Origin of the sequence: Bifidobacterium sp. FKU, from assembly GCF_026016385.1 — a bacterium.
GTDB classification, from domain to species: Bacteria; Actinomycetota; Actinomycetes; order Actinomycetales; family Bifidobacteriaceae; genus Bifidobacterium; species Bifidobacterium infantis.
In genome coordinates, this window is record NZ_CP092888.1 from 599,866 (window position 1) to 612,446 (window position 12,581).

Genomic DNA, 12,581 nt, shown 5'->3' on the forward strand with positions numbered 1-12,581 from the left:
GCTCCTTTCGTTAATTAATCTCTCATGTTATAATGTTTCTATTATTGGACACGAATGTAATTTCTTTTCATCTGGACATCGTTGTTTTAAGTCGTCTAACATAGTTTCAATTCGTTTTAAATCCTCTATTTGTTTTTGCACTTCCTTTTGTTTTTTAGAAACAAATTCGAACATATCTTGACAACGAACTTCATCTTTATCTACAACACCAAGTAATTTATAAATCTCGCTTAAAGAGAAACCAAGTTCCTGTATTCGTTTAATAACCCCAACACGCTTAACGTCATCATATGAATATATCCGATAACCAGCTTCCGTTCGGTGAGGTTCTTGTAATAAATTTTTTCGCTCGTAATATCTGATCGTTTCTTTATTAACTCCACATTTATCTGCAAACTCACTAATGCGATAAATCATCTTATTTCACCCCCTGAATATTATAAACCATGTACCATAGTACACGGTCAAGTAAATTGGACTATTTTATTTTTTTCCCAAAGTATCACTCGTATGTGATTGATACTTTTATATAATACTATTGATTTTCCTAACATCCCACCAGAAAATCCGATTTAAACACCAGTTGTTTTTAAACTATTAAGAAAGTAATTCCACTATATATTCCGAAGACCCTATTTTTTTAACGTTTTAATGACGCAGATAGCGAAAGCGCCAATGATAGCGATGGCGGCGAGGATTGCCAGTCGCGTTTCACGGCGTTCCCTGGCCGCCATGTCGGCCTGCCGGTTGGCCAGGGCCTCGGCTTCGGCGGCGACGCCGCTGGCGGCGATGGCCGCGATGTGCGCGCTCATCTGGTCTTCGAGCGTGGAATCCTCGCTCGTGCCATCGAAGGGCGCTTCGTCTTCGTTGTGGTTGTCGTTCATGGTTCTGCTCCGTTCCTGATTGTTGGATTGTTTGTTTTCCTGATTGTTGGCTTGCTTGATTGCTTGCATGTCCGATTGCCTGCATGCAATCAAGTTTGATTGTTTGATTATCTGCATGCGGGCTTGTCTGCTTGTCAGCTTTCGGCTTGTCCGGCGAGGATGGACATGCGGGCGGCGATGAGCGCGTGACGTGCGATCGCCAGATAGAGCTGGTGGCCCTCGCCGTCGCCCCAGAACCGGTCGAACCGTTCGGTCGGCATCATGGTGGCGGGATCGAACCCGTTCCACACGCCGCCGCAGAACACCTTCGCCGCCGCGTTCACCTCCTCGTCGGACGGCATGCCCGGATGCCCCTCCGCAGCGTCCGCAGCCGCGCGCATCTGCGCACCGAACACACGGGCCTGCAACGGCGAAAGCGTGTATGCCAGACCCGCCGTGGAACCCGCGGGAAATCCCGTGCTCACGCCGAGGGTGATGACGTGCGCCTCCTCGCCGATGCTGATCCGGTCGCCGAGCGCGGAGACCTCCATCGAATAGTCCATAGTGGCTCCTTTCCGCAGACGCGGCGCGTCTCATGGAATCGTGTCTGCAGGTTGATTGCTTGAATGCTTGGTCGTTGAGTTGTTTGCTTGCTGGATTGCTTGATTGCTTGATTGTCCGACGGATTACGGCTCGTCGTCGCCGCCGAGCCGGTCGAGCTCGCGCTCGATAGCGGCGCGCAGGAGCTGCTGCATGGGCAGGTCGTGCGCGGCGGCCGTGGTCTTGAGCCGGGTCTTGAGCGACACGGGTATGCGCAATGAAAGCATGACCAACGGTTCGTCCGCGGTCTTGGAGGTCTTGTTCTGTTGGCGCAGCACGTCATCGAATGGTACCGGTCGTGCCAGCGGCTGATAATTGCCCTGCATGGTCTCCTGCTTTCCGGCGATCTGCTGGAGTTCGGTGACGAGGTCGCGGTATTCGCCCAGCTGGTGCGGGTTGGTGCCGAGCGAACGCTTGTAGGACTGGGCCTTCGGCACGATCGTGTCGAACCGGGGCGTGTCCATGGCGTTGAGGGCGTCCATGGTGTCGTGGAACGCCTTCGTGCTGCGTTCGGCCTTGACCAGCAGCAGCGCGGCGGGCGTACTCATCCTGGCCATGTCGAGGGTGCTCCATGCCTGCTGGAGATCCATGGGCGAGTCCGATGCCGGCACGATCACGAAGTCGGCCGCCTTGATGGCCATGTCCAGGGTCGGCCCCTGCGGCGGCGCGTCGATGATCGCCCATTCGTCCGGATCCGATCCCGCGGCGAGCTGGCGGAGCGTGGCCTGGTTGGCGGGCAGCACGTCGAACGTCAGCGGGCCCGCGGTCTGTTCGGCGGCGGAAGCCCACAGGCTCGCGCTGGACTGCGGATCCGCGTCGTACACGACGGCTCTGCCTCCCCTGGACACGATGACCGAGGCGATGTAGATGCTGGACGTGGTCTTCGCGACCCCACCCTTGGCGTTGGCTATGGCGATGCGCATTCGTTCTTCTCCTTTGCGATTGCCTGTAACCATGCAAGCCTGATTGTCTGCTTGCCTGGTTGTTTGGATTACTGCTTGTCTGATTGTCTGATTGTCCGACGTGGTCATGCGAGGCGTGATGGTTGGCCCGTCCGGCGTGCGCGAAGACGCCGTTGCTGGCGTTCGGCGCTGGCCTCGCCGGTGGCCTCGTCGAACACGTTCAGGTGGGAGCGGATCCAGTCCGTGAGCAGCCGCCAGCGCTGTGGCCACGGCAGGCTGCGGTCCCGGCAGGGGACGCCGTCGGCTTCGGCCATGCGCGCGATCCTGCGCCGGTCGGTGCACACCTTGCCTCCGTACACGCCCCATTCGAGTCCGCCGCTGGCGGCGTAGGCCAGGCATTCGGCGCGTACCGGGCACTGTTCGCACACGGCCTTGGCGACCGAATGGAACGCCTTCGCGTCGTCGGGCCGGTGCTCGAACTCCAACGACCACAGGTAGTCGGACCACGGCTGCGGGAAGTCGCGGCATTCGCCGGCCTTCTTCCATTCTTCGAGACGATTCCCGTCCCCGCTCATGACCGTACCGCCTCAGCCGGTGCGGCGGTTTTGGTCCTGCTCCGCCCTGCGACGTCGTGGGTGGCGTGGTTGCGTTTGTCGTACGCGCATACCGGGCACGCCTCCTGCGGAACGGCGCCCTCGATGTGCTCCTGGCATAGCGAGGTGCGCAGCAGCGCCGCCCCGTAGATCGGCACGCGGCTTGCGGACGATGAGCTGACCGGTATCGCCCGGTTGGGATCCTTGACGACCGGCAGCGGAGTGTCGGGTGCCCGTTTGCCCGTCGGGTCGGGATGGGTGAGCATCTCCAGCCGCAGCTGCACGTAGTTCGCGGCGAACCTGGCACCGCTGGCGAGCCGGGGCAGCCAGTAGCGGTTGCGGTACGCCCAGTCCATCGTCGCGACGACCTCGCCGTACGGTCGGTCGATCAGCAGCGAGTGAACGGCCTTGCGGTCGGCCATGGTCGCCGGCACGTCGAACCTCTGGTCCACGGCGAGCATACGTCGGCGGATGCCGTCGAGCACGCGCACCTCCTGGCCGGCGCGTTCCGTGACCGGTTCGGGCAGCTTGCCCGGGTCGGGCACCCACAGCGGGTTCCTGCAACCCCTTGGAGGCAATGCCTTGCCCCAATCGGTCGTCGGAGCGGTTTCGGGATTCGGGCCGGCAGCCGGCTGTGCGCTGGCTTGTTCGTCGTTGAGGGGAGCATCCCCGAAGGGGATGAGGGGAGAATTGTTTATCACTTGTCTATTGGGTGACTTTCTGTCCAAGATTCCGGGACAATTTGTCCGCGGTCCCATGCCCTTCGGCTCGGGTGACGATCCGTCGGGTGACAAATTTTCCTCGTCTGCTTCGGGATTGTTTTCGCGATCGGCCAGCGCGTCCAGGTTCCGGGGCCTCTCCTCGATGTTCTCGACGGGGCGGTCGCCATCCATGATGACATCCCACACGCGCGAACGGTGCCCCTTGGCGATCGGCTTGCGGGTGCGCGGGTTGCGCGCCGACATCTCCTGATCGCCCGGCCTGATATAGCCCTTGCGCTCCAGCTCCTGCAACGAACGGATCACGGTGCGCTCACAGCACCCGCAGTTGAACGCGATGGTCTCCACGCTCGGCCACGCGGCGGCCCCATCGTCGTAGTAGGCGCGGCGGGCCAAATACACCAGCACGAACTTGGTGATGCCCTTGACGTCGTCGCGCTCCCATGCCCAGTTCTCTGCTCTGCTGCTCATCGATCGACCTCCCCGTCGTCATGCGACGGATCCGCTTCACGGCGTTCACGCAGCCTCTCGCCGATGTCGTCGCCCAAACGGGCCGCGCGGCAAAGAGCGTACGAGAGAACGCCGCCGGATACGTACACGGCGACTGCGACCAACCACCACATGGTTCGGCCGGTATCAGGGAAACGGTCCTCGGACGCGCGCCTCAACGGCGCGAGCCCCGGGACGGATGGGCGAGCATGGACAGCACATGCGCCTTCGCGATGCGCAGATCGACGTTCCCGCCGGCCCGTGCTGTCCGCCGCGCTGCGCCGCGCGTACGGATAGGCTCGAAATCATATGCCGGACGAGCGCCGGCGATATTGGTAGAATCGGTCATGGTGATGACCCTCCTTAGGGGAATCGGAACGGCGGGCGTCTGATCTTGGCGGATATGCGCGCCCGCATGCTCCATGGTTGTTGCCGTTCAATCCCCGCGCCGGGTTCCAGCCGGTTCGGGGATTCTCGTTGCGGGTTTCCACCCGCCGTCCGTGAGATAGGCGTCGATGCCGAGCACGTACCCCGGGGACAGGTTTCGGTGAATGGCCAGCCAGACCAGGTCGGACTGCTGCCACGGTATGGAGCCGTTGACCTTCCCGGCGACCGAGGATTTGGATTTGCCCATCTCCCTCGCGAGGGCGCGGCAGCTCAGACCCGCCGCCAACATGTAGCGACGCATCGGAGAATCCATTATTCCTGCTTTCAGTCCATTCACGATAGACAATATATCAAGGAACTTGCGTCGAAGCAAATCGCTGTTGTAGATTATGTCCATCGATATTAGACGACTGCAATATGGAGGAACTTGATATGACGAATGTCGAATCATCGCCCGAGATCAATGGACTCGGCGACTACATGCAGAAGGTGTTCATCTGGAACGTCAACATGCAGCTGACCGGACGTGGGATGAACCAGCAGGCCCTGTGCGCTCCGTTGGGGCTGAAGAAGGGTGCGGTGTCCGCGAAGATGACGGGCAAGACCACCTGGACCATTCAGGACATCGCCGCGGTGGCGGAGTTCCTCAACGTCTCGCCCCTCTATCTTCTGGATGCGACGATGTACGAGCAGATGATGCGCGGAATGAGCGGCGACGGAGGTGCATCTTTGGTGGCAGTGGCCACCGCCGGGTTTCCTGTGCGCCCGTCTGAAGGCCAAGCTGACGGCCTGAAACCGTTGGAAACAAAAGGCTCCGGGCCACGATACCTCGTGGAAACCGGAGCCGGTGGGTACCCCCAGAGAGAGTCGAACTCTCGTTGTCAGATTGAAAGTCTGGTGTCCTAACCGTTAGACGATGGGGGCGAACAACTCGAGTTACTTTACGGGAGGTTGTTCGGTTGTGCAAATCGACGGCATTTCGGCGTGTCGCAATCAGTGCAGGGCGACGGCCTGATAGGTGAAGTCGTGAATCACGCGGCCGGCGGCCAGGCCCTTCTTCTCGAAGTTGGTGAGCACGCGGCCCTCGAACCGCTCGGATTCGGTGAAGTCGGCGTGCGGCATGTCGGCGGCCAGATCGGCGTTGCCCTTGCCCACGTGCTCCAGCGGGAGGCTGACGGTTACGCTGCCCAGGTTTTTCCACCCGTCGAGTCCGTCCATCACCTCGTGCACGTGCAGGGCATAGTCCTCGATGTCGGTGGCGATGCGCCAGACGCCGTCTGCGGACAGTGCGCGATGGATGTCGCCGGCCATGGCCTCCTGCACGATGCGGCGCTTGTGGTGCTTCTTCTTGGGCCAGGGGTCGGGGAAGAAGGTCCATACTTCGGCTGCGGTGCCGGGCGCGGTGACCTTGAGCAGCTCGGGCGCATTGACCTGGGCCACGCGAATGTTGGTCAGCCCCTGCTTGCCGGCGAGCAGCAGCGTGTGGGCCACACCGGGGTCATAGACCTCCAAGGCTAGAAAGTTCGTCTCCGGATGGGCCGCGGCTGCGGCCACCACGTTCTCACCCTGTCCAGTGCCGATTTCCACAATGAGTGGATTGTCGTTGCCCCATGCGGACTCCACGAGCGCGCGGTCGAGCGTGACGCCTTCGCGCACGTCCAGCAGATTGCCGGCCGCAATATCCAACAGATATGTGCCGGCATAGTTGTCCCATGCGCGCTGCAGGCGATCGTCCAAACGTCCGGAGCGGCGTACGAAGGAGAGCACCTTGTGCAAGGGGTGCGCCGGTGCCTCGGTGTGGTCTGTGGCCATCGCGGCGACGGAATCGATTGCTGTGGATTCGGGATCGGTCATATATTCCTCGGATTTTCCTTGTGCGCCGCACCGCTGTTCATTCATTAGGTCGATTTGGCGTTCATTAGGTAGGTGGTGTGCGATACCAACCACCATATCAAGCCATTTACCCGGTGTCCGTGCGGGCCGGCTCCGGGCCGACCTACCTAATGAACGCCAAATCGACCTAATGAATGCAGATATTGCCGGACGACACCACCGTTTTGTGCGATTATGTTCGTGTGATATACTAAAATTGTTTCAAAAGGTAACAAAGCGGACCAAAAGTGAACAGCCGCTGAACTCCCGACGGCCGACACTTGCAACCCGCACAAGGAAAGGTCAACTATGACAGTTCTCGTCACCGGCGGCTGCGGCTACATCGGCGCGCATGTCGTTCACGCACTCCATCAGGCCGGCGAAAAGGTCGTCGTCGTCGACGATCTGAGCTACGGCAAGCCCACTCGCATCGAAGGCTCCCGCCTGTACGGCATGGATATTGCCGCCCCGGGTGCCGGCGAGCGTCTGGCCGAAATCCTCGATGCCGAAGGCGTCGACTCCGTGATCCACTTCGCCGCTCGCAAGCAGGTCGGCGAATCCGTGGAGAAGCCGCTGTGGTACTACCAGCAGAACATCAACGGCATGCTCAACGTGCTCTCCGGCATGACCCAGTCCAAGAACGCCAAGAAGCTCGTCTTCTCCTCCTCCGCCGCCACCTACGGTGTGCCGCCGGTCGACGTGGTGCCCGAGGACGTCGTTCCGATGCTGCCGATCAACCCCTACGGCCAGACCAAGCTGTTCGGCGAATGGATGGCCCGCGCCTGCGAGCAGCCGTTCGGCATCCGCTTCTGCGCGTTGCGCTACTTCAACGTGGCCGGCTGCGGCCCGGTCGAACTCGAAGACCCGGCTATTCTGAACCTCATCCCGATGCTGTTCAACCGCCTCAAGCAGGGCAAGGCCCCCGCCATCTTCGGTGACGACTATCCGACCCCGGACGGCACCTGCGTGCGCGACTACATCCACGTTTCCGATCTGGCCGATGCCCACATCGCCGCCCTCAAGTACCTCGATCGTGACGAGCGCAAGTACGACGCCTTCAATGTCGGCACCGGTGAAGGCACCTCCGTGCGTCAGATCGTCGACGAAGTCAAGAAGGTCACCGGTCTGCCGTTCACCGAGGCCGTCATGGCCCGCCGTGCCGGCGACCCGCCGCACCTGATCGGCTCCCCGAAGCGCATCAACGAGGAGATGGGCTGGCACGCCAAGTACGACGTGGAAGACATCGTCAAGTCCGCGTGGGATGCCTGGCAGGCCAACCCCGAACACCACATCGACGTCGACACCTGGAAGCAGGCTGACTGAGATTGACGATTGCTTTGCGGTGGATGCCGTGAAGCGTTTCCGTCCATAAGGGCGTGGCCGGGGTTCCGGTCGCGCCCTTCGTCGTTTTGTGGATGTTTGTGACAGACGTGTTCGTGTGCTGGTGATAGCAAAAACCTTGAAATTATGCGGAACACGCCGAAGTTTGCGCGACCGGCGAATTTCAGTAATATATACATCTGTTGCCTCACGCAAGTGAGAACAATGGCCCCGTAGCTCAGTTGGTTAGAGCGCCGCCCTGTCACGGCGGAGGTCACCGGTTCAAGTCCGGCCGGGGTCGCTGGAATGGTTATGAAGCCCGGGTTGTCCGGGTTTTTGACCGTTCATGGCTCTGTAGCTCAGTTGGTAGAGCGAGCGACTGAAAATCGCTAGGTCAACGGATCGACGCCGTTCGGAGCCACTACAATGAAGCCCCGCCTTGTGCGGGGCTTTTGCATATCCGTCACGTACCTACTCCGGCGGGCTGGCCGGTCAATGCGAAGGCTCGCGTTCGCCAACAACTGTCTTCCTCACCGCAACTACGCACGCCAACAGCACCAATGCGAACATCGGGTTAGGGTTAAGTAAAGAAACGTGGGTCTTATCCGCGCGTGTCATGGTCGGTGCGATCGTCCGCCTCAGCCGTTTCTGGGGCTGTGGCGCTCATAGAGTCAGTATTGCAGAAAAAGCACCCGCGAGATGCGCGCGCAAAGAGAATCGTGTGGGACGGCACGTGATTTTGCCGATTTTTGACGTGCTGTCCCACAGCGTTCGAAGAACGTCCTCAGAGCTGAGGGTAAAGAACGGCTCTATTCTGCGGTTCTCGGCTTATGTCATGCGGGATAGCAGATGCGTCAACCGATTGACGTATCTGCTATCCCACACTTTTGTGGGACGGCAGATGAACAATGGTAAAAACCGCGTGCCGTCCCACAAAAAGGAATCAGGCCCGCCACCATTGGCGCAGGGGGTACCACTTGCCGTCCGGGTGGCCCACGCGATCCGGCTTGACGGCCAGGAACTGGTGGATCTGGATGCCGTCGAGCTCGAAGTTCAGAGCGCAGGCGGCCATGTACATACCCCATACCTTGGCGCGTTCAAAGCCGACCTGCTTGACCGCGTCGTCCCAATGCTCGGAGAGGTTCTGGTTCCAGTGATGCAGGGTGAGCGCATAGTGCTGGCGCAGGTTCTCCTGATGTACCACGTTGAGGCCGGCGTCATGGATGCACGATTCGATGAAGCCGGGCGCGCCGAGATCACCGTCCGGGAAGATGTAACGGTCGAGGAACTCGTCGGTACCGGGCTTGCCGTGGGGTTTGTCGTGGCTGACGGTGATCTGGTGGTTCAGCAGCCGGCCCATCGGCTTCAGGAGGCGGAACATCTCTTCGAAGTAGCTCTGGTAGTTCTTGACGCCTACGTGCTCCATCATGCCGATCGAGCAGATACCGTCGAAGTCATGCTCGGGCACCTCGCGGTAGTCCTGTACGCGCACTTCGGCCAGATCCTGCAGCCCTTCACGGGCGATCCATTCGTTGGCGTACGCGGCCTGTTCCTTGGAGAGGGTGACGCCGAGCGCCTTGATGCCGCGACGGGCGGCGGTGATGACCATCGAACCCCAGCCGCAGCCGATGTCCAGTAAGTGCTGGCCGGGCTGCAAGTCCAGTTTGTCGAGAATCAGGCGCAGTTTGTTGGCCTGTGCGTCTTCAAGGCTCATGTGCTCGTTGTCGAATACCGCGCAGGTGTACGTCATGGAGGGGCCGAGGAAGTCGGCGTAGAACTCGTTGGACATGTCGTAGTGGAAGCTGACGGTTTCCGAATCGGCCTTTTCGGTGTGCGGCATCAGGCCACGCTTGATGCGGGCGAACTTGCTTGGGCCCTCGGTGGCGGGCACCGGCGGCTTCTTGAAGCCGTGACTCAGAATGCCGGCGGATACGCGGGCAATGGATGCGGGAGTGAGTGGGCGAACGTATTTGGCCAGCGACACCAGCTTGCGCATCGCCGGATACGGGTCGGCGTAGTCAATGTCGTCCACGTCGAAATCGCCCAGAATGTATGCGCGCACGATGCCGATTTCATTCGGGTGCGCGAGCAGCTGGTACATGCAGTTCGGCGCGGCGATTTTGACCTTCAAATCCGCGTCTGCCGGGCCGAAATGCGAGCCGTCAAAAGCGTCGATACGAACGGGAGTGTCGGGGTCGAGAAACAGGGATGCCATCTCGCCGACCGTCATAGCCTTGCCATTTGCCATTATCTGCCTCATTCTCTTATGATGACCACCCCAATTGTCGAGGTATCTTAGTCCTCTTCAAGAGACTGAAACCGTTGAATACACCATCTGGTGAACCAGTTCGCGTTCGGCTGATGAAACACGAATGGAATTAGGCATCTCGCATATTGATTGCGTACGCGCGAAGTAAGCGGATAAGAGACGAGTTTCTCGGAGAGCACCAAGCGACTCCGGAAAATGGTCTTATCGTTGAGATCTCGGGCGATTGAACTGGTTCGGTCAATGGACAATAATTTGACAAGTGCGGAATTCCGCCATTTCTTGCCATTATTTTCAGTGTTGTTCTTTCAGCGTGTTTTCAGGTGAATGCTCATGCGCGGAGTAGACTGGGGAACCGTTGGACCACTCAAAGAGTGAGCGGACCACCAGTTAAGACACTAGCTCAAAAGGAGAGTCCCTATGGTATACCGCATGATTTTCAACCAGACTGCATACTTCGGACGTGGCTCGATCAAGGAAATTCCGGCCGTCGCCAAGCAGCACGGCTTCACCAAGGCATTTATCGTCACTGATCCGGTACTGCTGGAGACCGGCACCGCCGAGAAGGTCACCAAGGTTCTGGATGAGGCCGGCCTGGCGTATGAGGTGTTCTCCAACGTCAAGCCGAACCCGCCGGTAGAGTGCATTAAGGACGGCGTCGCCAAGTTCGCCGAATCCGGCGCGGACTTCCTGATTGGTCTGGGCGGCGGCTCCCCGCAAGACACCTGCAAGGGCATCGGTATCATCACCGCCAACCCGGAGTTCGCCGACGTGCTGTCCCTGGAAGGCGTCGCGGATACCAAGAACCCGTCCGTCCCGATCTTCGGCGTGCCGACCACCGCCGGTACCGCTTCCGAGACGACCATCAACTACGTGGTCACCGATACCGCCAACAAGCGTAAGTTCGTGGCCGTCGACCCGCACGACATCCCGATCGTCGCTTTCGTGGATCCGGACCTGACCGACTCGATGCCGCGCGGCCTGAAGGTCGCCACCGGACTTGACGCCCTGACCCACGCCATCGAGGGTTACATTACCCCGGGTGCTTGGAGCCTGTCCGACTGCCTGTCCATGCAGACCATTCGCATGATTGCCCAGAACCTGGCCAAGTCCGCCGATGGCGACATTCCGGCAGGCGAGCAGATGGCCTACGCCTCCTACATCACCGGCATGGCCTACTCCAACGTCGGTCTCGGTCTGGTGCACGGCATGGCTCACCCGCTGGGCGGGCGTCTGGGGGTGGCCCACGGTGTGGCCAACGGCATTCTGCTGGCCCCGGTCATGGAATACAACAAGGACTTCACCGGCGAGAAGTACCGCGACATCGCCGATGCGTTCGGCGTCGAGGACGCCTACACCGGCGACCTGGAGACCGTGCGCGAAGAGGCCGTGCAGGCCGTCCACAAGCTGACCGTGGATTTGAAGAACCCGACCACGATTTCCGAAGTGGGTGCCACCGAGGGCGACCTTGAGCCGCTGGCTCACGACGCCTTCAACGACGTGTGCACCCCCGGCAACCCGCGTCAGGCAACCGAAGAGGACATCCTCGCCATCTACAAGTCGCTGATGTGATTCGTCGATGACGCCGACGATGCCGGTGGGTTCCCGACGAGGGGAAGCCACCGGCATCGCTATCTCTCGTGCCTTTCGTCGTAGACTTCGTCGGTGGTGGTCTCGTCGTACAGCTGCTTGCCTTGCGCCTCCGCCAGTTCCATCTGCTCGTTGATCCACGCGGCTTCAGCAGGATTGATATCCGCGGAATTCAGTACTTTCTGCCACACCGGGTAGAACATGTGCATCGCCGGATACATGGCGGTGAACAACACCTCTGGCTTATGCGTGCGCGTATGTTGCGGATGTGCATCAAACGTATTCTTAAAACGTCGCATGTAGTTCAGGAATGAACTCAGCGACGTGTCCATCCGTCGCGCGCTCATCGCGGCGATCATGCGCGGCGAGTACACGGTTTTCAGATTCTTGCCCATCAGATGCAGGGAAATATCGATATCCTCATGCATCACATCGGCCTTATCTCGGCAGACCTCATTCGCGATCTGATGCCAAGCCGAAGCGCGCAAGGCCATATTGGAACCGAACAGCAGCGGCTGTCCGCCATCGGCGCGGTAGATTCGCTTGCGCAAGGAATTGTCGCCCTTCAACCCAAAATGGCGTGAGGGCATGTCGTAATACATCACCGGACCAGTGGCACCCATCGCGGCCGGGTCTTCGGTGAAGATGCCGGAGACCACCTCCACCCAGTCGGGCCGAATCATGCAGTCGGCATCAAAACGGCCCAGCACATCGCCGGTCGCGGCGTCCAGGCCAAAGTTGCGGGTGGGAATCAGTCCCTGTTCATCGTTCTGATGCAATAGTTTGATCGGGGCCTCGGGATGTTCGGCGATGAACTGTTCGACAATCGCGCAGGTGTTGTCCGTAGAACGGTTGTCCACCACCAGCACCTCATGCGGCATGATGGTCTGACGGGTGGCGTTCAGCAGGCAGTCGCGGATGCGTTCGGCTTCGTTCCACGCTGGGATGATGATCGAAACGTTGAGCATGACATCAACAAT

At 59.7% G+C, this 12,581-nt stretch carries 13 protein-coding genes, 3 tRNA genes and 1 pseudogene; 5 read left to right on the plus strand and 12 right to left on the minus strand.

What is annotated here, in order from left to right; translation table 11 throughout:
- Positions 1 to 27: 27 nt before the first annotated feature.
- The 8 genes from merR to MMB48_RS02805 all read right to left on the minus strand — a co-directional run bounded on the left by merR (position 28) and on the right by MMB48_RS02805 (position 4,854).
- Entirely contained in the window at positions 28 to 417 is a 390-nt protein-coding gene (gene merR, locus MMB48_RS02770) for an Hg(II)-responsive transcriptional regulator (RefSeq protein WP_080714099.1), read from the minus strand.
- A gap of 215 nt (positions 418 to 632) precedes the next feature.
- The gene (locus tag MMB48_RS02775; protein ID WP_230581246.1) at positions 633 to 1,001 is read right to left on the minus strand and encodes a hypothetical protein; all 369 of its coding nucleotides are present in this window, start codon (positions 999 to 1,001) and stop codon (positions 633 to 635) included.
- Between the two features lie 17 nt (positions 1,002 to 1,018).
- Positions 1,019 to 1,426: a hypothetical protein gene (locus MMB48_RS02780; RefSeq protein WP_032744516.1), complete on the minus strand. Its 408-nt coding sequence runs from the start codon at positions 1,424 to 1,426 to the stop codon at positions 1,019 to 1,021.
- 123 nt (positions 1,427 to 1,549) lie between these two features.
- A complete protein-coding gene (locus MMB48_RS02785) occupies positions 1,550 to 2,386 on the minus strand; it encodes an AAA family ATPase (protein ID WP_032744517.1) in 837 nt (278 codons plus the stop codon).
- A gap of 104 nt (positions 2,387 to 2,490) precedes the next feature.
- The gene (locus MMB48_RS02790) at positions 2,491 to 2,940 is read right to left on the minus strand and encodes a WhiB family transcriptional regulator (protein ID WP_032744518.1); all 450 of its coding nucleotides are present in this window, start codon (positions 2,938 to 2,940) and stop codon (positions 2,491 to 2,493) included.
- Positions 2,937 to 4,148 (minus strand): helix-turn-helix domain-containing protein, encoded by a 1,212-nt coding sequence (locus MMB48_RS02795; protein ID WP_032744519.1) that lies wholly within the window; start codon positions 4,146 to 4,148, stop codon positions 2,937 to 2,939. The genes MMB48_RS02790 and MMB48_RS02795 overlap by 4 nt, the downstream gene beginning before the upstream one ends.
- 193 nt (positions 4,149 to 4,341) lie before the next feature.
- The gene (locus tag MMB48_RS02800; protein ID WP_010081583.1) at positions 4,342 to 4,515 is read right to left on the minus strand and encodes a hypothetical protein; all 174 of its coding nucleotides are present in this window, start codon (positions 4,513 to 4,515) and stop codon (positions 4,342 to 4,344) included.
- A gap of 87 nt (positions 4,516 to 4,602) precedes the next feature.
- Positions 4,603 to 4,854 (minus strand): hypothetical protein, encoded by a 252-nt coding sequence (locus MMB48_RS02805; protein WP_235685103.1) that lies wholly within the window; start codon positions 4,852 to 4,854, stop codon positions 4,603 to 4,605.
- Between the two features lie 179 nt (positions 4,855 to 5,033).
- Here MMB48_RS02805 and MMB48_RS11660 point away from each other — a divergent pair.
- Positions 5,034 to 5,237: pseudogene (locus tag MMB48_RS11660) on the plus strand (helix-turn-helix domain-containing protein); the annotation flags it as partial.
- 168 nt (positions 5,238 to 5,405) lie between these two features.
- Here MMB48_RS11660 and MMB48_RS02810 read toward each other — a convergent pair.
- Together MMB48_RS02810 and trmB are read right to left on the minus strand one after the other, a co-directional pair.
- A tRNA-Glu gene (locus MMB48_RS02810) sits at positions 5,406 to 5,477 on the minus strand.
- 69 nt (positions 5,478 to 5,546) lie between these two features.
- On the minus strand, positions 5,547 to 6,452 hold the full coding sequence (gene trmB / locus MMB48_RS02815; protein WP_032744520.1) for a tRNA (guanosine(46)-N7)-methyltransferase TrmB: 906 nt from the start codon (positions 6,450 to 6,452) through the stop codon (positions 5,547 to 5,549).
- Between the two features lie 282 nt (positions 6,453 to 6,734).
- On the opposite strand from trmB, the gene galE reads away from it, so the two are divergent.
- The 3 genes from galE (at position 6,735) to MMB48_RS02830 (ending at position 8,166) form a co-directional block, all read left to right on the plus strand.
- Positions 6,735 to 7,748 carry a UDP-glucose 4-epimerase GalE gene (gene galE / locus MMB48_RS02820; protein WP_032744521.1) on the plus strand — a complete coding sequence of 338 codons (1,014 nt, stop codon included), beginning with the start codon at positions 6,735 to 6,737 and terminating at the stop codon, positions 7,746 to 7,748.
- 224 nt (positions 7,749 to 7,972) lie between these two features.
- A tRNA-Asp gene (locus MMB48_RS02825) sits at positions 7,973 to 8,046 on the plus strand.
- 47 nt (positions 8,047 to 8,093) lie between these two features.
- A tRNA-Phe gene (locus MMB48_RS02830) sits at positions 8,094 to 8,166 on the plus strand.
- 522 nt (positions 8,167 to 8,688) lie between these two features.
- On the opposite strand, the gene MMB48_RS02835 is transcribed toward MMB48_RS02830, so the two are convergent.
- A complete protein-coding gene (locus MMB48_RS02835) occupies positions 8,689 to 9,993 on the minus strand; it encodes a class I SAM-dependent methyltransferase (RefSeq protein WP_032744522.1) in 1,305 nt (434 codons plus the stop codon).
- Positions 9,994 to 10,431: 438 nt separating this feature from the next.
- Here MMB48_RS02835 and fucO point away from each other — a divergent pair, with 438 nt between their 5' ends.
- Positions 10,432 to 11,583 (plus strand): lactaldehyde reductase, encoded by a 1,152-nt coding sequence (fucO, locus tag MMB48_RS02840; protein ID WP_032744523.1) that lies wholly within the window; start codon positions 10,432 to 10,434, stop codon positions 11,581 to 11,583.
- A gap of 59 nt (positions 11,584 to 11,642) precedes the next feature.
- On the opposite strand, the gene MMB48_RS02845 is transcribed toward fucO, so the two are convergent.
- Positions 11,643 to 12,569, minus strand: coding sequence for a glycosyltransferase (locus MMB48_RS02845; RefSeq protein WP_032744524.1), 927 nt, complete (start codon positions 12,567 to 12,569; stop codon positions 11,643 to 11,645).
- Positions 12,570 to 12,581 lie beyond the last annotated feature (12 nt).

Excerpts from the sequence above, each read along its gene's own strand:
- MMB48_RS02775 (WP_230581246.1), bottom strand. The coding sequence starts at position 1,001 with ATGCAGATAATCAAACAATCAAACTTGATTGCATGCAGGCAATCGGAC.
- fucO (WP_032744523.1), top strand. The coding sequence starts at position 10,432 with ATGGTATACCGCATGATTTTCAACCAGACTGCATACTTCGGACGTGGC.
- MMB48_RS02800 (WP_010081583.1), bottom strand. The coding sequence starts at position 4,515 with ATGACCGATTCTACCAATATCGCCGGCGCTCGTCCGGCATATGATTTC.
- MMB48_RS02845 (WP_032744524.1), bottom strand. The coding sequence starts at position 12,569 with ATGCTCAACGTTTCGATCATCATCCCAGCGTGGAACGAAGCCGAACGC.
- trmB (WP_032744520.1), bottom strand. The coding sequence starts at position 6,452 with ATGAATGAACAGCGGTGCGGCGCACAAGGAAAATCCGAGGAATATATG.
- MMB48_RS02780 (WP_032744516.1), bottom strand. The coding sequence starts at position 1,426 with ATGGACTATTCGATGGAGGTCTCCGCGCTCGGCGACCGGATCAGCATC.
- galE (WP_032744521.1), top strand. The coding sequence starts at position 6,735 with ATGACAGTTCTCGTCACCGGCGGCTGCGGCTACATCGGCGCGCATGTC.
- MMB48_RS02785 (WP_032744517.1), bottom strand. The coding sequence starts at position 2,386 with ATGCGCATCGCCATAGCCAACGCCAAGGGTGGGGTCGCGAAGACCACG.
- MMB48_RS02835 (WP_032744522.1), bottom strand. The coding sequence starts at position 9,993 with ATGGCAAATGGCAAGGCTATGACGGTCGGCGAGATGGCATCCCTGTTT.
- MMB48_RS02790 (WP_032744518.1), bottom strand. The coding sequence starts at position 2,940 with ATGAGCGGGGACGGGAATCGTCTCGAAGAATGGAAGAAGGCCGGCGAA.
- merR (WP_080714099.1), bottom strand. The coding sequence starts at position 417 with ATGATTTATCGCATTAGTGAGTTTGCAGATAAATGTGGAGTTAATAAA.
- MMB48_RS02805 (WP_235685103.1), bottom strand. The coding sequence starts at position 4,854 with ATGCGTCGCTACATGTTGGCGGCGGGTCTGAGCTGCCGCGCCCTCGCG.
- MMB48_RS02795 (WP_032744519.1), bottom strand. The coding sequence starts at position 4,148 with ATGAGCAGCAGAGCAGAGAACTGGGCATGGGAGCGCGACGACGTCAAG.